This is a genomic window from Synechococcus sp. 65AY6A5, from assembly GCF_002760415.1.
Lineage (GTDB): Bacteria > Cyanobacteriota > Cyanobacteriia > Thermostichales > Thermostichaceae > Thermostichus.
On sequence record NZ_AXUW01000001.1, the window covers coordinates 1 to 20551 of the forward strand.

Here is a 20551-nt window from a genome sequence, read left to right on the forward strand (position 1 = left end):
CACTGGCTGGTGGGGCAATACGACCTGTTGGTGGTGGAGGATCTCAACGTCCGAGGGCTGGCACGGACTCGGTTGGCTAAATCGATTTTGGATGCGGCTTGGGGACGATTTCTTGACATTCTGACAGCAGTGGCGGTCAAACGCGGCAAACAGGTGTTGAGAGTGGATCCCCGTGGTACGTCCCAAATATTGTTGTGTTTGTGAGGAGCGTGTTCCCAAGACCTTGTCGGAACGGGTGCATGATTGCCCCCGTTGCGGGTCGTGGGACAGAGACTTGAACGCTGCTATCGAGATTTTGAAGCGAGGACTCAGGTCCCCCCGTATACGGGGGGATATAGGGGGGCGGTGGGACTGCCGCTCTCTGGCTGTGGAGGATCCTGGTTTACCAGTCCGTTGAAGCAGCAACTCCGGGAAGTGATTCTCGGAAGCTCCCGTCTACGGCCCGTCAGGGCTTAGCGGGAGAGGATGTCACTTGGATACGCTCTATGCCTGCGTTAAGCTGCTGGAATACTCTCTTCAGCCGGGGGCCCGTTCGAGTTGCGGATCCCCTTGGTAGCCCCTTAACTCTTGCGGACTATGCTTGAAAACGCCATTGTGCTCATCACCGGCGCCAGCAGCGGCATCGGGGCAGCCTGTGCCACGCTTTTTGCCCGTTCTGGAGCCAAGCTGATCCTGGTGGCCCGCCGTCAGGAGCGGCTACAGGAGCTGGCCGCGGAGTTGCAGCAGGCTTACGGTGCTTCCTCATACTTGCTGACTTTGGATGTGCGAGATAGGGCAGCCGTGCAGCAGGCGTTCCAGTCTTTGCCGCCGGCCTGGGCTGAAATCGACATTTTGATCAACAACGCCGGCCTCAGTCGCGGCTTGGACAAGCTCCACAGCGGGGCTGTGCAAGATTGGGAGGAGATGATCGATACCAACCTCAAGGGCTTGCTGTATGTTACCCGCGCCGTCTTGCCCGGCATGGTGGAGCGGGGCCGGGGCCATGTGGTCAACATCGGCTCCATTGCCGGTCGCCAGACCTACCCCGGCGGCGCCGTCTATTGCGCTTCCAAGGCCGCCGTGCGGGCCATCTCCGAGGGACTGAAGCTGGATCTGCTGGGCACCTCCATTCGCGTCACCGAGATCCAGCCCGGCTTGGTGGAAACCGAGTTCAGCCAAGTGCGCTTCCGCGGCGATCGCGAGCGGGCGGCAGCCGTCTACCGGGGCCTCACCCCCCTGACGGCGATGGATGTGGCCGAGGTGGTGCTGTTTGCCGTTACCCGTCCCCCCCACGTCAACCTGAGCGAAGTCTTGCTGCTGCCCACCGACCAGGCCAGCACGACGATGGTGCATCGTCGCTAGGGATGTGATGCCGTATCCGTCGTTGTTGGGTATTCACTCCCCCATGCCTGGGCGACAATGGCGGCAAAGGGGGTGGGCCCATGGGACTGGAAAGCGGGATCCTCATTGGGTTGGGCATCGGCCTACTCGGCACGCTGATTTTGCTCTGGCAGAGCCGGCGCCGCTTCGGCCGCCAATTGCAACAGTTGGGATCCCTGATGCACCTGGCCCTGCCTCTCAGCTCGCCTGAACAGATGCTCAGCCGGCTCAGCCACCACCTTCGCCAACAAGAACTGGAGTGGGCCCGCCAAAAACGATACCTACAGGACTGGCGGTATCTCAGCCACCACCTGCCCTGGGGATATCTGCGGGTAGACGAGAACAACGTGGTCTGGGAGTGTAACCCTGCCGCCCAGCGTCTGCTGCGCATCAGCCAGTGGCAGCCAGGCATCAAGCTCCTGCTGGAGTGGGTGCGCTCCTACGAGTTGGATCAGCTTATCGAAGCCACCCGCCGCCAGGAAGCTACCGCTCCCATCCAGAGCCGCGAGTGGATCTTCTACCCTTCCGGGGGCGAGGACAAACCGGTGCCGCTGCGGGCTTGGGGGCTGCCCCTGCCCCAGGCCCACGTGGCCATCTTCTTGGAAGACCGCCTAGAGGCAACTCTGCTGGCCCAACAACGGGATCGCTGGGCCTCGGATGTGGCCCACGAGCTGAAGACCCCCCTCACCTCGATTCGCCTGCTAGCGGAAACCCTGCACAGCCGCGTCGATGCCGCGCAAGCAGTTTGGGTGGAACGATTGCTGAACGAGACGCTGCGCCTCAGCCAGTTGGTGCAAGACTTGCTGGAACTGAGCGCCCTCAACCTGGGGGCCGCATCGCGATCCCAATGGCGCTGGGTGGATCTGGCAAGCTTGGTGCGCGAAGCCTGGCAGAGCCTGGAACCGCTGGCCAAGCCCCGCCAGCAGGAACTGGATCTAAGCGGCCCCTCCCAGCTCTATCTCTGGGGAGATGAACAGCGCCTCTACCGCCTCGTCCTTAACCTCTTGGACAACGCCATCAAATATGGCGGAACCGACTCCCCCATTCACGTGGCCCTGTCGGAACAGGAATCGCAAGTGCGGCTGGAGGTGTACGACCATGGCCCTGGCCTGCCGGAGGATCAATTTGAGCTGGTCTTTCAACCCTTTTACCGCACCGACGCGGCGCGGGCCCGCAGCAAAGGCGGCACCGGCCTGGGGCTGGCGATCGTGCGGCAAATCGTGGAACTACACGGGGGTACAATCCGTCTGCGCAATCACCCGCAAGCAGGTGGGCTGTGGGTGCAGGTGGAGCTGCCCCGGAAACACGCCGATGCCCTGTGAAAGCTGCCCAGAAGCGCTCCCATCAACATCACCAAGCCCTTCGACCTGAGAACTGCCCCAGATTTTCCTCCGGCGGGGCTATCCATGTTGGAGGGGATCCCCTAGAATTGGTCTAGGTAATCCTTACAGTTTGTACACTGGGCATTCGGAATGGGCGCAGACTATCATTCCGCTGATTTGTTGTCGGAGCGTGAGCTGCAGGTTCTCGAGTTAATCGCAGCGGGCCTGACCAATCAGGACATTGCAGAGCGCTTAGAGATTAGCAAGCGCACTGTTGACAATCACATCAGCAATATTCTGAGCAAGACGCGAACGTCAAATCGCGTCGCTTTGGTGCGCTGGGCCTTGCAATGGGGAAAAGTTTGCCTAGATCAGGTCAATTGCTGTACGTTGGCCAACGACAAAATTGCTTAGCCACATCTCGGAGACTCTCTCTGCCCCCTCTTTGTTTTGGCAGGCAATTAAATGCAGAGCAGGGCTTTTTTACCTCAAAAGTAGCGAGACATTCGCAAGATGTCATTGGCCGTTGTGGTGAAGCTGTTTGTTACCTGGATCCCTAGTTTCTCCTTTCCTTGCCTATCGTGAGCCTTGCTGAGTTGAAACGCTACGCTGTTCGTTATGATTCCATGCCCCTGATGGTTTATCGAGAGGTGGCTGCCCATCTGGCCTGCATTCCAGGGGTGGAAGCAGAGCTGGAATGCAGAAAAGACTCCATCTTTCGCTACTCCGATAGCCAAATCGAGGCGCTGCAAATTCGCCAAGAGGCCGACGCTGACCCAGAGCAAGTTCAGCGCGTTCTTGACCACTACGGGACATGGCAGTACAGCCCGTTACAGGACTAGCCCTCCTGCATTGCCGAAGAGGGATTACCGGAACGCCAGACCTTTGGGTTGTTTGGTGAGCACTACCACCTCCCCGCAGGGCGATACCGACCCACCTCCCAACTGGAACCGATAACTGGGCAGCCGCTCCAAACCAAGTCGAGACAGACCTTGAGCGCTCTGCGCCGCTAACGAGCTCGCGCTAGCGCATACAGGCCCCTCACCCTTAACCCCTCTCCCAAAAAAGGGAGAGGGATCCGCCGAGCAGCACAACGAACTGTCTTAGCAGGAATTGCCCGTACGACGGGGGTAACTCTGTCGATGGTTCTAGAAGCTCTGAGGCAGAGACTGTTTAGCGAGTTGGCTGACTTTGAGCAGGCAAGTGCAACTTACGAGCCAAACCCAGTCTTGCCAACACCCAAATGACCCAGTAGGTCATGTCAATTTCCCACCAGCGCAAACCTGCTTTCACGCACTTCGGGTCGGCGTGATGGTTGTTGTGCCAGCCTTCACCGTAGGTGAGGAGAGCCGCCCACCAAAGGTTACGGGCATTGTCGTCGCTCTCGAAAGTCCGGTAGCCCCAGAAGTGGCTGGCAGAGTTGATCAACCAGGTGCAGTGCAGCAGCAGCACTGTCCGCACGAAGATGCCGTAGATAACGAACGGCCAACCGCCGAGCAGGTAAAGCACTCCAGCCAGCGGCAGTTGCAGCAGCAGCCCATACTTGTCTAGCCAGCGATAAAAAGGATCCCGAGCCAAATCCGGCGCAAAGGCAGAATACTTCTCACGGTTAAAAAACTCTTCCCGTTGGTAAATGAGCCAGAGCATGTGGCTCCACCAAAAGCCCTTGCGAGCAGAGTAGGGATCCCGCTCTTCGTCTTCAGTAAAAGCGTGATGCTGACGATGGCCGGCCACCCAAAAGATCGGCCCCCCCTGGATGGCGAGAGCACCGAAGGTAGCAAAGACATATTCCAGCCACTTGGGCACTTGGAAGCTGCGATGGCTAAGCAGACGATGATACCCCAGGCAGATGCCCAAGCTGCCGAAGCACCAGTGAAGCAATAGGGCCACCCCCAAGGCTGGCCAGGAAAAGCAAACGATGCCGCCCACTAAAGCGAGGGCGTGAAAAACAACGAAAAAAAGAACAAATTCCCAGGCAAACCGAAAAGACTTTTGGGGCTCAGGCTGAGCTAGCGAAGCAAAACGGTTGGGATTGTCCAGCGATTGGGTGGGAAGGGAAACGGCCATGAACCAGCAAAACCTCAGAAAAGGAGTAAGGGCAGCGCAGGATCAAATACCTCCTCGCAAAGTTGCTTCTCATGCATAGGCCACCGCATCCCTGGCTTAGCTTACAACGAGCTCATGTCCCTGAAAGGCAAGCCGGGATCCCCAAAGGCCTGGCCAAGCAAGCTTCAGCAGTGAGAGCCGCTATGAGAGAGCAGAAAGGCAGCAGGTTTGATCTCGCCTGAGGCTAAGCTTAACGATATTTCACCTCAAATGCAAGTGCTGCTTGCAGATTGCCACTACCTTGAGCGCCTTCTCTTGACTCCTTACCCCATCACCTACCATGGCACGTCCTTCTTCCCGGCAAAGGCTGCTGAACGCGGCTCGAGACCTCTTCGTCCGCCAGGGCATCACTCAGACCACCACCCGTCAAATTGCAGACTTGGCCGGCGTTCATGAAGTAACCCTGTTTCGTCACTTTGGCAGCAAGCAGGGGCTGCTCCTGGCTGTATTTGCTGAGCTGGGAGTTTTCTCCGGCATTGCCGACTTACCCCTCCCAGCAGACCCCACTACCTTCCGGGGCTCTGAGCTACAAGCCATTCTCCTCCGCTATGTCCAAACCTGCTTCCAAGCTCTAGCTAATAACCCTGAGCTGGTGCGCTCGTTGGTGGGAGAAGCAGGCTTCTACTCCGAGGAGCATCGCCGCGCCTTGAGAGCAGGCTTCCTGCAGGCCCAAGAGCAGCTAGCCCACTACCTCCAGCAGCTCCCTAGCCCGGAGCTACAAGCCGTCGACTCTGGGTGCCTTCACGCAGCTGCTGGAGTTCTCCATCTGATGATTTTGGGGACGGCTGTATTAGCCGTTACCGCTGGCTTGCCTGCTGGCGACGGCGACCAGCCCTCCTCCGACCCAGCGGACAAGGGCACTTATGACAACAACAGCAGCACTCCCCCTCTCCTCTACGCCTGCGTAAAGCTGTGGATGGCAGCCTTGAGGGGCATGAAGGAAACCTAGTGCAAAAGACTCTCTCGGGGTTGGAAGGAGGCAATCCCAAAAAAAGAAGAAGAGATGAGGAGGTTGTAAGCCGGGTTCTGTAGTGGGGTGCTCCAAGGAGCAGCCAGCACTGGCGGTCATCTCTCTGGGAGTGATGTTGCCATCACCCTCTAGCGGCTCACCACCACCGAGACCACCCTCCCCCAACCGCTTGGCTGAGTACCGTGACCTCGGTGCAGCCGACAGGGGCGAAGAACAGCCATAGTCCTGCGGCTGCGGCCTTGCTTTCCACCGGGGTTTACCGAGCCAGCGCCTCACGACGCTGCTGGTGGGCTCTTACCCCACCTTTGCACCCTTACCTGTGCTGGGATCCCAGCCATCGGCGGTATGTTTCTGTGGCACTATCCTCGCGGTTTCCCGCACTGGGCTTTCCCCAGCGGTGTGTTCTTCTGAAAGCCCGGACTTTCCTCATCCTGCTGCCTGGTGGCGGCAGCGAGGACGCGACCGCCTGCCCCTCCTATCTCTTCATTTCAATCCTAGCGCATCCCCCCAGCGCAGAAAATCTCTCTGCGCCTAGGCTCCGCGTTGCTGGCCAGCCGGCCTGCAAAGCTGACCCCGCTGTTCCTGCTCCGCAGGGACTCCATCCCCCTAGGTCTACGTTCCTGGTCGAGGAAAGCGCTGCATCAGCTCTTGGACAGCCTCGGCATGGTAGGAGCTGCGGGTAAGCGGGGAGGACACCACCTGCAAAAAGCCCAACTCTTCCCCCACCTGTCGCCAGTGGTCAAACTCCTCTGGGGGCACGTAGCGCTCCACCGGCAGGTGTTTGGGGCTGGGAGGAAGGTATTGGCCAAGAGTGAGGATGTCGCAGCCTACCCGGCGTAGATCTTGCATTATCTGCAAAATCTCCTCGGCGGTCTCTCCCAAGCCCAGCATCACCCCCGACTTGGTGTAGAGGCCGGGATCCCATTGCCGCGCCAGTTCCAAAAGCCGCAGGGAACGCTCGTAGTTCCCCTGGGGGCGCACTCGCCGGTAGAGGCGGGGCACGGTTTCCGTGTTGTGGTTGAGCACCGTCGGGCGGGCGGCGAGAATTTGCTCCAAGGCCTGCCAGTTGCCGCACAGATCTGGGATCAAGACCTCGATGGTTGTCTGGGGCATGCGGCAGCGGATTTCGGTAATGCAAGCAACAAACTGGCTGGCTCCCCCATCGGGGAGGTCGTCCCGATTCACCGAGGTAATCACCGCATGGCGTAGCCCTAGCCGTTGCACCGCTGTGGCCACCCGCAGCGGCTCAGTGGGATCCAAAGGCGGAGGCCGTTTGGTGAAGTCGATATCGCAGTAGGGGCAGGCGCGGGTACAGGCCGGGCCCATGATTAAAAAGGTGGCGGTGCCGTTGGCAAAGCACTCCCCTAGGTTGGGACAGGAAGCCTCCTCGCAAACGGTATTCAGGCCCAAGTCCCGCAGCAGTTGCTGGACGGATCCGGCCCGCTGGGGGGCTTTGGCCCGCAGCCAGGGAGGTTTGCCGCTAGGCGAAGAAACAGCGCTCAATGAAACCCTCCAACCAGAAATGGCGGCAAGCGTATCTCTCAGCTTAGCCTGTCATTATTGCCCAGCCGAGACCGGGCTCGGTGGCCAAAGCCCGAAAAAGGATAGCTCAGTAGCCCCGCCCTTAAAGGCGAAGCAAACTTTAGCTGCTCGCCAATGGTATAGTTGTCACCGAGGCGTACCGTTCTCAGGCGAGCCCCTAGTCACGGTGAAAAACCCAACCGGTGGCAAGCGTCCGGGAAATGCCAACGTCTCAGCCAACCTGCCCAGACAAGCCAGCAGAACCTTGGGGCCTTGCCTCAAGGAACTGTCTAGAGGCATCTTGACAGCGCCTTGACGAGAATCCCCCGCCTTTAGGCGGTGGGCGTGTCAAGGCATACTGGAAAGCGAATGTCGAGCGATAGGGATCCCCACATGGTTGTTGCTGCTCCTCCCTCTCTGGAACAACTTGCCATCAACACGATTCGTTTTTTGGCGGTGGATGCTGTTCAGAAAGCCAACTCGGGTCACCCCGGCCTGCCAATGGGGGCAGCACCCATGGCCTATGTGCTTTGGCAGCAGTTCCTGAAGTTCAATCCCCGCAACCCCAAATGGGTGGATCGGGATCGCTTTGTCCTCTCGGCAGGCCACGGCTGCATGCTGCAGTATGCTCTGCTGCACCTGACCGGCTTTGATGTGAGCCTAGAGGACATCAAGCAGTTTCGCCAGTGGGGATCCAAAACCCCCGGCCACCCGGAAAACTTTGAAACCCCCGGTGTGGAGGTAACCACCGGACCGCTGGGGCAGGGGGTGGGCAACGCCGTTGGGCTGGCCATTGCCGAGGCCCACTTGGCCGCCCGTTTCAACAAGCCCGGTCACACCATTGTGGATCACTACACTTATGTGATCTTGGGCGACGGCTGCAACATGGAGGGGGTGGCCTCGGAAGCGGCCTCGCTGGCCGGCCACCTCAAGCTGGGCAAGCTGATCATGCTCTACGACAGCAACCACATCTCCATCGACGGCAGCACGGAAATTGCCTTTACCGAAGATGTGGGCAAGCGCTACGAGGCCTACGGGTGGCATGTGCAAAAAGTGGAAGATGGCAACCACGACCTGAAGGGAATTGCCGCCGCTATCCAGAAAGCTAAAGAAGTTACCGACAAGCCTTCCTTGATCATTGTCGAGACCACCATCGGCTACGGATCCCCCAACAAAGCCGGCACGGAGAGCGTCCACGGGGCGCCGCTGGGGCCAGAGGAGGTGAAACTCACCAAACAAAGTCTGGGCTGGCCGCTGGAGCCGGAGTTCTACATTCCCGACGAGGTGCTGGCCCACTTCCGCCAGGCCATCGATAAGGGGGCCAAGGCCGAGGCGGAGTGGAACGAGCGCTTTGCCGCCTACGAGAAGGCCTACCCGGAAGAGGCCGCCGAATTCAAGCGCATCATGGCCGGGGAGCTGCCCGCAGGCTGGAAAGAAGCGTTGGCTCCCATTGCCGAAACCGGCAAAGAATCCACCCGCAACCTCTCCAAGTTTTGTCTCAATGCTTTGGCCAAGGCGGTGCCAGAGCTGCTGGGCGGATCCGCCGATCTGGCCCACTCCAACATGACCTATTTAAAGGGGATCCCGGAGTTCCAGGCCGGCTCCTATCATGGGCGCAACTTCCGCTTTGGCGTACGGGAACACGGTATGGGGGCGATTGCCAACGGCATAGCCCTGCACGGCGGCCTCATTCCCTACGACGCCACCTTCTTGGTCTTCAGCGACTACATGCGGCCGGCCATTCGCCTGTCGGCCCTCTCGCGGGCGCGGGTGCTCCATATTATGACCCACGACTCCATTGCCCTGGGAGAAGACGGCCCCACCCACCAGCCCATTGAGACGCTGGCTTCCCTGCGGGCCATCCCCAACCTCTACGTCATCCGCCCCGCTGATGCCCGCGAGACGGTGGGAGCCTACCAAGTAGCCCTTGAGTCCACCTCCACCCCTTCGGTGCTGGTGTTTACCCGGCAGGCGGTTAACCCCGTGGAAGGCACCTCCATTGAGGGGGTGGCCAAGGGGGCCTATGTAGTGGTGGATACTCCCAACCCAGAACTGATCCTAATCGCCACCGGCTCAGAGCTGGAGCTGGCGGTGAAGGCCGCTGCCCAACTGCAGCAGGAAGGCCGGGCGGTACGGGTGGTCTCCATGCCCTGCATGGAGCTATTTGAGGCCCAGCCCCAGAGCTACCGCGACGAGGTCTTGCCCCCCAAGGTCACCAAGCGCGTCTCCGTCGAGGCGGGATCCACCTTTGGCTGGCACAAGTACCTGGGCTTTGAGGGGGTGGCCATCGGCATCGACCGCTTCGGCGCTTCTGCCCCCGGCCCCGTGTGCATGGAGAAGTTCGGCTTCACGGTGGAGAATGTGCTCAATACCGCGCGCCGTCTCCTAAGCTAAGGTTTCTGCTCCTCCGGCCTAAACCCAGCAGGGATCCCTTCTCTGCTGGGTCTTTTTTGCTGCCCAATGGTGGCACAACTTGACAAGACTTAGCGAAGGCTGACAACTTGTTCAGCAGGACTTGCAAAACATTGCAGTTGTTTCAAACAAGGTTAAGACCCTTGCCCCCTCCCCCCCACCTCCTTTCCCCTTGTGGGAGAGGGGAGCGAGAAAGTTGTTTCATAGTTTCATAACTTTGTTTAAAACGACCCCAGATCCGCTTTCCTCTGGAAAGCTAACCCTTTCCACCCCCGCCTTGAAAGGAAAACGTTGGCTTCTGGCGACATGCTGATGTTCCTGGAGCAACTGAGGATCTGACAGCTCGGCCTACTGCAGGAAGCCCGCCAGCAAAATCACCGCTCCCCCCACGACGGCCAAAATCGTCAGTACCCGGCCTGCGTTGGCACTGCCCTTCCAGGAGTAGTTTTTCTCCGGTTTTTCCAGTTTTTCTGGCATAGCCATGCCTCTTTATGCCCCGTTAACTCTAATTTAACCTTCTCCCCCGGAATTTCTGCCGTGCGGTGCTGCGGTAGCTGGAAGGGGAGCTTGCTGAGGCGTACCCTTGAAAAAACAGCGACCACCTGGCCCGGCCAGCCCTTTTTGGGAACAATACAAGCAGGCAAGGAAGGGGATCCCAATTTCAAGGCGCATTCTGAGGCAGAGGCATGAGGTACGCGAAAGGAAGCAAAAGACTCGGCTTGATCATGGTCGCTTTGTCAGCCTGGGTGGGTGGACACCGTGCTGTCGCTCAGCCTGCCTTTCGGACAGTGCCGCTGCCTCGCCTGCCGGTGGGTGTGGATCAATTGGTCTTCGATCGCCCGGTGGCCCGCTTCAACCCCAACCTGCCTGCTGAGCTGGTGATCCACAATCGCACCGGCCTGCCTCTGGAATACGGCTTTACCGATCCGCGCCAGAAGGTGTCGGAACTTCCGCCGGGAGAAACGCTGCGTCTGAGCAACCTGCCGATCCCCAACTGCATGGCCATCAACACGCCGATGTTGTCCCCAGTGGGCTACCGGGTGAGCGTGGATCCCTTGAATGTAATCACCGTAGAGGTGCGCCTGGTCAACGATGTCTCCGGCGACCATTGTCTCGATTTACAAGAGACAGGCGCTATTTTCGTGAATTGATGCCAGCTTGAACGGGCAAAAGATAGCCTTTGGGATCCCGACCGGGTTCTAAACTTTGCGAAGATGAACGCCGCATCCCCCTATATCCCCCCGTACACGGGGGGACTGGGGGGCGGGGGGATCCGGGAACGTAGCCACCGACCGCCGCGCAGCAAAACCGAGCGTCGGCGGTCCAATAGTTGGGCGTTCTATCAACTGAGGCAGTTTGTGCACTACAAGGCAGCGAGAGCAGGGATCCAGGTTGTGGTGGTGCCACCTGCCTACAGCTCGCAGACCTGCCACCAGTGTTTTTGGATTGAGCAACGGGAAGGGAAGCATTTTCGTTGTGTGAACCCGCTCTGTGGTTGGGAAGGGGATGCAGATTTTAACGGTGCCAACGGGATTGCACTTTTGGGGGTTGCTGTAAACCAGCCCCCCTACATCCCCCCGCATGCGGGGGGACAAGAGGGGGGCCCGTGGTTGGCTTGCCAACTGCAGGGCTACCAAAAGCCCGCTTCGTACCCCCCTCAATCCCCCCGCCCCCCTGCCCCCGTATACGGGGGTTGGGGGCTGGAAGGGGGGCGGTCGGAGCCGGGTAGTTTACATGGCAGTCAACCTTACTCGAATCTGACGTTGGAGCTGGGTCTGTTGGAGAGCCAACCCGAGGTTTAGGCGTATCGACAGCAATCGACCCCTATGACAGGATGCAAACAGGATGTCCAGGTCGATGTTCTTGTAGACTTTGCTCTGCCTTTGAGCTACTCGCCTGTAACCTAAGTGAAGTGTCCTTTACTTTTACTTTTTTTGGATGGTCTCATGAGCGATAACTTGTATTCTTGGTTTCCCCGTGCCTTGGTGATGGGCGCTGCGGTGGTGGGGTTGTCGGGCCTGCCGGCAAGGGCTCAACAAATTACGGATCCCAGCCCGGCTCAAGCGGCCACCAATGTGGAGCCCACCTCGCCAATCTCGGCTTCTTTTCGCAGCCAAGATGGGGTCAGCGTGCGTCCGGAGACGGTGCGGGTTTTTGTGGATGGCAAAGATGTTACTGCCGAGTCGGTGATTACCCGGGATTTCTTCACCTACCGTCCCTCGCAGCCGCTACCGCCGGGACGGCGGGAAGTCCTGCTGGAGTTCACCAATACCCAGGGGGTGACCCGCCGCGTGACCTGGAGCTTCACCGTGGGTAACCCCGTCCGCGCCTCTATCGACCTGGTGGATCACAACGCCGGCAATCGCCCCTTGGCGGCGGGCGAGATCCTGCTGGTAACCGTCAAAGGCACTCCTTCCAGCCGGGTAACCGTTTACCTTGTCCAGGACGGGCGGCAGGTGCAAACCCTGCCGGCTCAGGAAGTTTCCAGCGGCACCTATGTGGTCAACGCCCTGATCGAGCCAAAAGATGCCACCCGCGAAGGGATCGTCATCGCTCGCCTGGAAAACGGCGGCCAGGTGCGCTTTATGACCGCAGAACAGCCCGCCCGCCTGATCGAGGGGGCCGCCGGTGGTATCCAGCGGCTCGCCACCCAAGAGGTTGCCGCGACGATCAGCCTCTCCAGCCTGCTGCCCCAGATCACCAACCTGCGCGATGGGGATCGGGTTTCCGGCTCTTCCTTTACGCTGCAGGGCACGACGGCTCCCAACGCTTCGGTGCGGGTGAATGTAACGGCTTCGACCTCGCTGGGGGGCATCATCAGCGCCCAACAGACGGTGACCAACCAAACTGTGCAAGCCGATGCCCAGGGCCGCTTCACCGTTACGGTGCGGCCGCCCATTCCGGCCTCCGGCACGGTGTATCAGATCAATCTCACGGCCACTTCCGGCAACCAAACCAGCCCGACGGTAACCTTGCGCCTCACCCAGCAGTAGCCTGTCCCCTTGGCTGGACTGAGAGTGTCGCCCTGCCGGCCTGGCAGTGGCGCCCAAGCTCCCCTCTCCCAGAGGGAGAGGGGCTGGGGGTGAGGGTCAATGGAAAGGCGGCTGAGAGATTTTTGGATTCTCAGAGTTTGCAGTTGGCGGGGATCCCTGGCGGTCTTGAGCGCGGGTTGGGGAGAGAGAAGACCGCTGTTGCCAGCGCCACAGGATCCCGGCCATGACCAGGGCGGGCGAGACGATCATGGCCAGGATCACCGGCAGGGTCTCCGGCAAGGCCAAGTAGGGGCCGCCATATTTGATGGCCGCGCTGATCCCGGCAGCGGCCACCATCAATTGCAGGGCAAACCAGAGGGTTTTGGGTTTCATGGTTGGCTGGGATCCCCTACCATGGCCGTGAGGATGCCGGCAACGCTCTCCAGATCTTCCGGTACTCGGTACAAAGTCAAGTCTTGTCGGATTGTCCGCGGATCCCCAAGGATCTGCCCGAACTGCCAGATAGATCCAATGGTAACAGCGCCGTAGATCTGCGCTTGCGGCTCCACCTGGGCCAGGGCGATCATCTCCACCGCCATTTGGACAAAAGCCCGCGTCAGATCGTCCTTTTTGGCTTCAACCACCAGCAGGATGTTCTTGCCCCGCAAGAGATAATCAAGGCTGCCCTTGAGCCAATTGTTGACCATCAGGGGATATTCCAGCCGCAAAGGAACTCGACAGTGAAGAGCCACTTCCGTCAGCACAGGGGCCACCAGCAGCTCTCGGCGGGCTGTCTCGCTGGTGAGGCTGACCAAAGGCAACAATTGTCGGATCCGGTTTTTCAGAGCTGGGGTTTGGGGTGGGGCAGGGGCAACGGGCCATGTCCACTCTCCTATCTCCAGACGGTAGCTAAACTGAGCCAGGATTTCCTCTGGCTCGTAGGGCATCTCAAAATAAGAGCGAAAAGTATAGGATTCGTCTTCCTTGAGAAGAGAGAGGTTCAGCATTGGTTACGACAAAAGCCCTGCTCAATCTGGCACAGCCAGAGCGGCAGCAATCCGCTCTTTGAGGGTAGCCACCACTTCCTCAATGGGAATTTCTACCGCTTGGCCGGTGGCCCGCTCGGCCAATTCCACCTTGCCTTGCTTAAGGCTGCGCCCGGTGGTAAGGCGGTAAGGGATCCCGATGAGATCCGCATCTTTGAACTTGACGCCGGCCCGCTCGTCCCGGTCGTCCCAGAGGGTCTCGATGCCGGCAGCAGCCAGTTCCTGCACCAATTTTTCCGCCACCTTCGTCTGCTCTGGGTCGGAGACGTTGGGCACCACCACCACCACGTGATAAGGGGCGATCGCCACCGGCCAGATGATCCCATTGGCATCGTGGGACTGTTCCACCGCCGCCTGGGCCAGGCGCGATACCCCAATGCCGTAGCAGCCCATCCACAGGGGCTGCTCGGATCCCTGCTCGTCGGTAAAGCTGGCCCGCATCGGCAGCGAAAACTTGAGGCCCAACTGGAAAATATGGCCGATCTCAATGCCGCGGGCGGTTTCCAGAATCTGGTCGGGGTTGAGCAGACAGCGATCCCCGGCTTGCGCTTTGCGCACGTCCACCACCTCCGCCAGGGGGTACTGCTCGCCCCAGTTGGCCCCCACTACGTGCCGCCCCACCTGGTTGCTGCCGGTTACAAAGTTTTTCAGCAGGGCTGCCGTCTGGTCGGCCAGGCGCAGGATCTGAGGGGCCAGGTTTTTCTGCCGGCCCAGGCAGCTATCCGGCAGGTCGGGCGCGATGTAGCCCACGGGGATCGGATCCCCTTGCCAGCTTTTTTGGATCTCCGCATCCGCCAAGGTGAGCTTGAGCAACTTGTTGGCTTGGTAGCGCTCCGCCAGACGGTTGAGGTGGTTGGCCAGCTTCACCTCATTGACTTCTTGATCGCCGCGGATGCTCAGCAGCACCACCACCCGTAGGCCGTTGTCGTAAAGGGCTTGGTAGAGGACGTTTTTGACAATCAGAGTGGGGGAGATCTTCAAGAAATTGGCCAGCTTCTCGATGGTTTCCGTTCCCGGCGTGTCCAGAACCTGGAAGGTGGTGTAGGGGGAGTCTGCTGCTGGCGGCGGAAGGGAGACGGCCTTCTCCACATTGGCGGCATAGGAGCCATCAGGAGTGTAGAGGATCTCGTCTTCTCCGGCAGAGGCCAACACCATAAACTCCTGCGAGGCTGCCGATGGCCCCCCGATGGCGCCGGCGTCGGCCTCCACCACGCGGAACTCCAGCCCGCAGCGGCGCAGGATGCGGCCGTAGGCCCGGTACATGTCCTGGTAGGTCTGGCGCAGGCTCTCTTCGTTGGCGTGGAAGGAGTAGGCGTCTTTCATGAGGAATTCCCGCCCGCGCAGCAGGCCAAAGCGGGGTCGAATCTCGTCGCGGAACTTGGTCTGGATTTGATAGAGAATTTGCGGCAACTGGCGATAGGAGCGAATGAGATCCCGGGCCAGCAGGGTAATCACCTCTTCGTGGGTAGGGCCCAGGGCCTGCTCGCGCCCCTGTCGGTCTTTGAGGGCGAACATGATCCCTTCCGCTTGGGTGTACACGTCCCAGCGGCCCGACTCCCGCCAGATCTCGGCTGGCTGCAACTGGGGCAGCAGACACTCCTGAGCGCCGATGGCGTTCATCTCCTCCCGGACGATGTCCGAGATCTTTTGCAAAACCCGCCAGAGGAGCGGCAAATAGGTGTAGATCCCCGGGGAGAGCCGCCGGATAAAGCCGCCCCGCAGCAGCAGCTTGTGGCTGATCAGTTCTGCTTCGGCAGGATCCTCCCGCAGGGTTACAAACAACATCTGACTCAATCTCTGGCTCCGTTGCATCCCTCCCCTCCACTTAGCAACTGCTTCCGTTGTTCTGGAGCAAATCCTCCCTCCTAGATCCCCTGGACTGGGATCCCTGCGACGCTAGGCCACCCAAATTAACTAGGCAGGAGCCAGCGTCCGCCGCTTGGTAACCATCTGGTAGACCTCGATAAGGTCCCCTTCTTGCCAGGCATCGAACTTCTCGATGCCGATCCCGCACTCGAAACCGGCGGCCACCTCCCGCACGTCGTCCTTGAAGCGCTTCAGAGAATCGAGACGGCCCTGGTAGACCACCTCCCCTTTGCGGCGAACCCGCACCAGAGCGTTGCGCTGCACCTTGCCGGAGAGCACGTAGCTGCCGGCAACCGCACCGCGGCTGATGGGGATGACTTTGCGCACTTCCGCCTGGCCCAGCGGCTCCTCCACCTCCTCCGGCTCCAGCAGGCCCTCCATCGCTGCCCGCAGATCGTCCAGCAAGTTGTAGATGATGTCGTATTCGCGCACATCCACCCCCTTGTCGTCGGCAGCCTGCCGCGCGCCGGGGGCGAAGCTGGTGTTGAAACCCAGAATAATGGCGTCGCTGGCTGCTGCCAGATCCACGTCAGTCTCGGTGATCTCCCCAGGAGCTGCTAGAAGCACTCGCAAGCGCACTTCTTCTTGCGGCAGATCCTGCAGCGCCGTCTGGATGGCCTCGGCGGATCCCTGCACGTCCGTCTTGATGATCAAGTTCAACTCCTTGAGCTGGCCTTCCTGGGCCTTGGCAGAGATGCTGCCCAAACTCACCCGCCGCGACAGCAGCGCCTGTTGCAGACGGGCTTGCCGCAGGGCTTCCGCTCGCTCCTCGGCAATCCGCCGGGCTTCTTTCTCGTCGGCGTACACCTGGAACTCATCCCCCGCTGCGGGCACCTCCTCCAGGCCCAACAGTTGCACCGCCGAAGAGGGCCCCGCTTCCTGCAGCCGTTGGCCGCGGTCGTCCATCATCGCCTTGACCCGGCCCAAGACGGCGCCGGCCACCAGGGTATCGCCCACCCGCAGGGTACCGTTTTGCACCAACAGAGTAGCCACCGGGCCGCGAGCCTTGTCCAGGTGGGCTTCGATCACGGTGCCGCGGGCAGGCCGGTTGGGGTTGGCCTGCAGCTCCGCCACATCGGCCACCAACAGGATCATCTCCAGCAGCGCGTCCAGGTTGCGGCGAGTGAGGGCGCTCACCTCCACCATGGGCGTGTCGCCGCCCCACTCCTCCGGCAACAGCCCGTGCTCTGCCAACTGCTGCTTGACGCGCTCCGGCTGGCTGCCGGGCTTGTCGATCTTGTTGATGGCCACGATGATCGGCACCTGGGCTGCGCGAGCGTGGCTGAGGGCCTCCAGCGTCTGCGGCTGCACCCCGTCGTCGGCAGCCACCACCAAAACGGCAATGTCGGTGACGCGGGCGCCGCGAGCGCGCATGGCGGTAAAGGCCTGGTGGCCGGGAGTATCCAGGAAAACAATGCGCCGCTTCTGGCCTTCGAAGTCCACGTCCACGTGGTAAGCGCCGATGCGCTGGGTGATCCCGCCGGCTTCTCGCTGGGCCACATTGGTGTGGCGGATGGCATCGAGCAGAGTGGTTTTGCCGTGATCCACGTGGCCCATGATGGTCACCACCGGCGGACGTGGCACCAGATGGTCGATGTCCTCCAGATCGAGGATCTCGGTTTTCTTGGCTTTGGGCTCTGCCTCGGGCCGACGTACTTCGTAGCCCAACTCTTTGGCCACCGACTCGGCCAGCGACTCGTCCAAAACCTGGTTGATGGTCACCCTCACTCCTTTAAAGAAGAGGGTTTTGATGATCTCGGTTTCGGCTACCCGCAGGCGGCGGGCCAATTCTTGCACGGTGAGGCTGCCCTCCAGGAGCAATACCTTCTCTTCTGGCAAGGATTCTGCTGCGGCCTCAGGAGCAGTAGCTTCGGCGGAGGCCGAGGGCCGCTGGGGGCGCTCAGCAGCCGGGCGAGGGCGAGCTGCTGCCGCGGGCGGACGATAGGAGGGGGGCTTGGCGGTGGGGCGCGCCAAGGGTTTGAGCGCGTTCAGCTCCGCCTGCTTGACGCTGGAGAGGACGGTCAAGGGATCCAAATCCAGAACGTCTCCGTCTCCTTCCTCTCTTCTGCGGCTGCGTTTGCGCTTGGCCTGGGTGCGGCCGGCCCGTCGTTCGAGGGCTTGTAGTTCCTCGTCCTCTTCTTCCACCGTCTTGCGCTTGAGTTTGGGCGCAGCAGGCCGCACGGGAGCTTCGGCCAACACCGGCGTGGGGCGTTCCTCAGGGATCCCTTCTGGCAAGCGAGGGGAAGCATCCGGCTCAGGGGGAAGAGGCTTAGCCACAGGACGGGTAGGAGGCCCTACCAATTCCAGCCGCCGCTGCGGACGAGGAGCCTCGTCAGCTTTGCCGCTGTCGGAGCTCTCTTCCTTCTTGGCCACCGGCGAGCGCGGCTCGGGACGAGTGCCAGGGCGGACAGGCGCGCCCACCAATTGCGGACGCGGGCGCTGTTCAGCTTGAGGGAGAGAAACCTTTTCCTCGACAGGAGGAGAGGTACGAGCGCCGCTGGGGGAGGGCGCCTCCGCAAGGCCAGGGCGACGGGATTCAGGGGCCCGTTGCGGCGGCTCGGGCCCAGAGGCGGCTCGTCGAGGGGGGGGGAGCACTGTCGGTCGCTTGGCCGCCGGAGCAGGGCTAGGTTCGGGGCTGCCGGCTTTGGCGGCAGCCTCAGGGCGAGTAGAAGCAGCTGCCGGCTGCGGCTCCTGGGCAGCCGGGCGCGCAGGCGGATCGACTTGCCGCCGCGGCGGGCCTATCAATTCGAGGCTGCCACCGGCAGCCCCTTTTTCAGAGGAGAGCTGGTCGGGTCGCTGCGGCGAAGGCTTGGAAGAACTGGCCTCACCAGCAGCAGCTTGCTGCTGAGCAGGAGCGGGCCGGCGAATGCCGACAATGTGCTGAGGGCGCTCACTTGCTTTGGCTTCGACGGGAGGCTGCGGTTGAGAGCTCTCAGGTTGCAGCTTGGGCCGGAGCCGGGGACGAGTCGGTTTCACAACGCGAGGTTCACTCAGTTTGCTGCGCACCAACTCGGCTTGCTCTGGAGAAATGGTGCTGCTATGGCTTTTGAAAGGGATCCCCAACTGCTCACAAACCTCCAGCACCTCGCGATTGTCACATCCCATTTCGCGGGCAATCTCGTAAAGTCGGACTTTATCGGTCATTCGTCTGCTAGCCTCTGCTCCTTGCTCCTTGTCAGTTTTACAACCCAAGTTAATACGATCCAAATCGCCAGATGGGACTGAACCTGTTGGGTGTGTGGCCACTTCCTTCGGCACAGCGAGAGCATCTCGGCGATCCTCCAAGAGCGCGGACTGGAGGGAATCCAAGTCCGAAGCTACTTTGGAAACATCCGCAGGGGACATAAAGCTAGGACAACCGGGGAAGAAACCAACATCAACAGTGCTTTTTAGAATAACCTTTCTGCGGCTCATACAGGTTGGCCGCAGCCAGTCCTCATTCTGACAGTTGAGAGGGGCTGCCGTGTAGTTCGCGACTGGATGAACCTGAAAAGGTGTTTCAATATCTTAACTTGGCCAATTCTGGAGCTGCCTAGGTTTTGTCTAAAGCGCTTGCCCCCGGGGCTGATGTTTCCGGGGGGCTCTGGGCCTCAGAATCGCGCAGCAGTTGCTGCTCCAGCAGTTGCCACAGCGAGTCGGGCACTGCTGCCTTGAGGGCTCTGCTCATCTGGTGCTTACGCCGGGCCGCCCGCAGACATTCGAGGCGGCGACAGAGGTAGGCAGAACGCCCCATGCCCTGATCCAAAAGCACCTGGTGAGTGTCGTATTGCCTAACCAGCCGCCACAACTGGGAGCGGGGAAACAGTTGGCGACAGCCGACACAGCGACGTAGCGGATCTGCCCCTGCCAAAAGACGCCATCTCGCTGAAGCACGGGAACTAGTCCAGTCTACTCCAAATGGGGCAGCCGCGACCTGAGAAACTCAAAGAAACGCTCCACCAAGTAGGGATCCCGCCAGCCCTTGGTCGTTTCTTGCCGCAGGATGTCCATGGCCTCCTGGACAGTGAAGGCTCGCTTGTAGGGCCGCTCCGAGGTAAGGGCGTCGTAGATGTCGACAATCTGAAAGACGCGGGCCACCAGGGGGATTGCTTCTCCCTTGAGGCCGTCGGGATAGCCGCTGCCGTCCCAGCGCTCGTGGTGGTGGCGGATAAGGGGCAGCACATCCCTCATGGTGCGCAAGGGGCGGCAGATTTCCTCTCCAATTAGGACGTGGGATTTCATCACCTCCCACTCTTCCGGCGTGTGCTTGCCCGTTTTGCCCAAGATGGCGTCGGGTATGCCCACTTTGCCGATGTCGTGCAGGTAACCTCCCCAGGTCAGCACCTTGATCAGGGGACGGGGTAGCTGGAGAAACTCGCCAAAGCTCTTGGCCAGGGCTGCCAGCCGCTCGCAGTGATCCCCGGTGGTCGGATCCCGGCTTTCTACACTGCGGGCAATGGCAAATAAAACCTGGGCGGCATGATCCAAGTCTTCATTGAGATGCTTCTGGCGAACGAGGGAGCGCACCCGCGCCAGCAACTCGGACTCGTCAAAGGGCTTGCTCAAGAAGTCGTCTGCCCCCGCCTCAATCCCGCGCAGGCGATTTTTGCGGTCGCTGGCCGCTGCAATCAACACCACCGGGATCAGGCGTGTCTCTTCATCAGCCTTGATGCGCCGACAGACCTCGAATCCGTCCAACCCCGGCATCATCACATCCAACAGGACCAGATCCGGCTGCAAGCTTGGCAGCATCTGCAGGGCTTGCTGGCCGTTTTCCGCCTCGCTGACGCGATAACCAATGCTCTCCAACAGATCCCCCAGCAACAGGCGACTGTGGGGCTGATCGTCCACGATGAGGAGATGGCCCGCCGGCTCCTGCTCTCCAAAAGGTGCTATCTCAGGGATCCCAACCCTCACGGGCCTCTCAGCTTGGGCGGATTGCATCTTGGTAGAGACTACTCCTAGCTCACCGCTTCCACCGTAATTTCAGCTCCCAAT

18 protein-coding genes, 1 other RNA gene and 2 pseudogenes are annotated in these 20551 nt (G+C 60.5%); 11 read left to right on the top strand and 10 right to left on the bottom strand.

The annotated features are described in order from the left end of the window. The 6 genes and pseudogenes from SYN65AY6A5_RS14190 to SYN65AY6A5_RS00025 form a co-directional block, all read left to right on the top strand. Positions 1-204 (top strand): annotated as a pseudogene (locus tag SYN65AY6A5_RS14190) (RNA-guided endonuclease TnpB family protein); the annotation flags it as partial. 31 nt (positions 205-235) lie between these two features. Then, complete coding sequence (locus SYN65AY6A5_RS14195; RefSeq protein WP_240527399.1) at positions 236-397, top strand: transposase; 162 nt, start codon at positions 236-238, stop codon at positions 395-397. Between the two features lie 179 nt (positions 398-576). Next, positions 577-1341: an SDR family oxidoreductase gene (locus SYN65AY6A5_RS00010; RefSeq protein ID WP_011431153.1), complete on the top strand. Its 765-nt coding sequence runs from the start codon at positions 577-579 to the stop codon at positions 1339-1341. Positions 1342-1421: 80 nt separating this feature from the next. Beyond that, positions 1422-2681, top strand: coding sequence for a PAS domain-containing sensor histidine kinase (locus SYN65AY6A5_RS00015; RefSeq protein ID WP_011431152.1), 1260 nt, complete (start codon positions 1422-1424; stop codon positions 2679-2681). 150 nt (positions 2682-2831) lie between these two features. Further along, the gene (locus SYN65AY6A5_RS00020; RefSeq protein WP_011431151.1) at positions 2832-3095 is read left to right on the top strand and encodes a response regulator transcription factor; all 264 of its coding nucleotides are present in this window, start codon (positions 2832-2834) and stop codon (positions 3093-3095) included. Between the two features lie 182 nt (positions 3096-3277). Next, positions 3278-3523 (top strand): hypothetical protein, encoded by a 246-nt coding sequence (locus SYN65AY6A5_RS00025; protein WP_240527823.1) that lies wholly within the window; start codon positions 3278-3280, stop codon positions 3521-3523. Positions 3524-3854: 331 nt separating this feature from the next. On the opposite strand, the gene SYN65AY6A5_RS00030 is transcribed toward SYN65AY6A5_RS00025, so the two are convergent. Next, positions 3855-4748, bottom strand: coding sequence for a fatty acid desaturase (locus tag SYN65AY6A5_RS00030; RefSeq protein WP_011431149.1), 894 nt, complete (start codon positions 4746-4748; stop codon positions 3855-3857). Between the two features lie 319 nt (positions 4749-5067). Here SYN65AY6A5_RS00030 and SYN65AY6A5_RS00035 point away from each other — a divergent pair, with 319 nt between their 5' ends. Then, complete coding sequence (locus tag SYN65AY6A5_RS00035; RefSeq protein ID WP_099812859.1) at positions 5068-5736, top strand: TetR/AcrR family transcriptional regulator; 669 nt, start codon at positions 5068-5070, stop codon at positions 5734-5736. Positions 5737-5785: 49 nt separating this feature from the next. Here SYN65AY6A5_RS00035 and rnpB read toward each other — a convergent pair. Together rnpB and lipA are read right to left on the bottom strand one after the other, a co-directional pair. Beyond that, positions 5786-6237, bottom strand: an RNA gene (gene rnpB, locus SYN65AY6A5_RS00040) — RNase P RNA component class A. 132 nt (positions 6238-6369) lie between these two features. Beyond that, entirely contained in the window at positions 6370-7260 is an 891-nt protein-coding gene (gene lipA, locus SYN65AY6A5_RS00045) for a lipoyl synthase (protein ID WP_011431147.1), read from the bottom strand. A 411-nt stretch (positions 7261-7671) separates the two neighbouring features. Between lipA and tkt the strand changes: the two genes are divergently transcribed. Beyond that, a complete protein-coding gene (gene tkt, locus SYN65AY6A5_RS00050; protein WP_099812860.1) occupies positions 7672-9672 on the top strand; it encodes a transketolase in 2001 nt (666 codons plus the stop codon). Positions 9673-10038: 366 nt separating this feature from the next. Here tkt and SYN65AY6A5_RS14610 read toward each other — a convergent pair whose 3' ends face one another. Then, a complete protein-coding gene (locus tag SYN65AY6A5_RS14610; protein ID WP_255322487.1) occupies positions 10039-10173 on the bottom strand; it encodes a hypothetical protein in 135 nt (44 codons plus the stop codon). Between the two features lie 242 nt (positions 10174-10415). On the opposite strand from SYN65AY6A5_RS14610, the gene SYN65AY6A5_RS00055 reads away from it, so the two are divergent. The 3 genes and pseudogenes from SYN65AY6A5_RS00055 (at position 10416) to SYN65AY6A5_RS00065 (ending at position 12683) form a co-directional block, all read left to right on the top strand. Then, complete coding sequence (locus SYN65AY6A5_RS00055; RefSeq protein ID WP_187147158.1) at positions 10416-10841, top strand: hypothetical protein; 426 nt, start codon at positions 10416-10418, stop codon at positions 10839-10841. A gap of 117 nt (positions 10842-10958) precedes the next feature. Next, positions 10959-11342 (top strand): annotated as a pseudogene (locus tag SYN65AY6A5_RS00060) (transposase); the annotation flags it as partial. 294 nt (positions 11343-11636) lie between these two features. After that, positions 11637-12683, top strand: a complete 1047-nt coding sequence (locus SYN65AY6A5_RS00065) for a hypothetical protein (RefSeq protein WP_228375300.1) — start codon at positions 11637-11639, stop codon at positions 12681-12683. A gap of 96 nt (positions 12684-12779) precedes the next feature. Here SYN65AY6A5_RS00065 and SYN65AY6A5_RS00070 read toward each other — a convergent pair whose 3' ends face one another. The 6 genes from SYN65AY6A5_RS00070 to SYN65AY6A5_RS00095 all read right to left on the bottom strand — a co-directional run bounded on the left by SYN65AY6A5_RS00070 (position 12780) and on the right by SYN65AY6A5_RS00095 (position 20497). Continuing rightward, on the bottom strand, positions 12780-13055 hold the full coding sequence (locus SYN65AY6A5_RS00070; protein WP_011431141.1) for a hypothetical protein: 276 nt from the start codon (positions 13053-13055) through the stop codon (positions 12780-12782). Next, positions 13052-13669 carry a hypothetical protein gene (locus SYN65AY6A5_RS00075; protein WP_099812861.1) on the bottom strand — a complete coding sequence of 206 codons (618 nt, stop codon included), beginning with the start codon at positions 13667-13669 and terminating at the stop codon, positions 13052-13054. Before SYN65AY6A5_RS00075 ends, SYN65AY6A5_RS00070 begins: the two co-directional genes overlap by 4 nt. A 21-nt stretch (positions 13670-13690) precedes the next feature. Beyond that, positions 13691-15520 carry a proline--tRNA ligase gene (locus SYN65AY6A5_RS00080; protein ID WP_099834783.1) on the bottom strand — a complete coding sequence of 610 codons (1830 nt, stop codon included), beginning with the start codon at positions 15518-15520 and terminating at the stop codon, positions 13691-13693. A 102-nt stretch (positions 15521-15622) separates the two neighbouring features. After that, on the bottom strand, positions 15623-18718 hold the full coding sequence (gene infB, locus SYN65AY6A5_RS00085) for a translation initiation factor IF-2 (RefSeq protein WP_099812863.1): 3096 nt from the start codon (positions 18716-18718) through the stop codon (positions 15623-15625). 388 nt (positions 18719-19106) lie between these two features. After that, entirely contained in the window at positions 19107-19424 is a 318-nt protein-coding gene (locus tag SYN65AY6A5_RS00090) for a YlxR family protein (RefSeq protein ID WP_099812864.1), read from the bottom strand. Positions 19425-19462: 38 nt separating this feature from the next. After that, positions 19463-20497 (bottom strand): two-component system response regulator, encoded by a 1035-nt coding sequence (locus SYN65AY6A5_RS00095; protein ID WP_099812865.1) that lies wholly within the window; start codon positions 20495-20497, stop codon positions 19463-19465. Between the last annotated feature and the right edge of the window lie 54 nt (positions 20498-20551).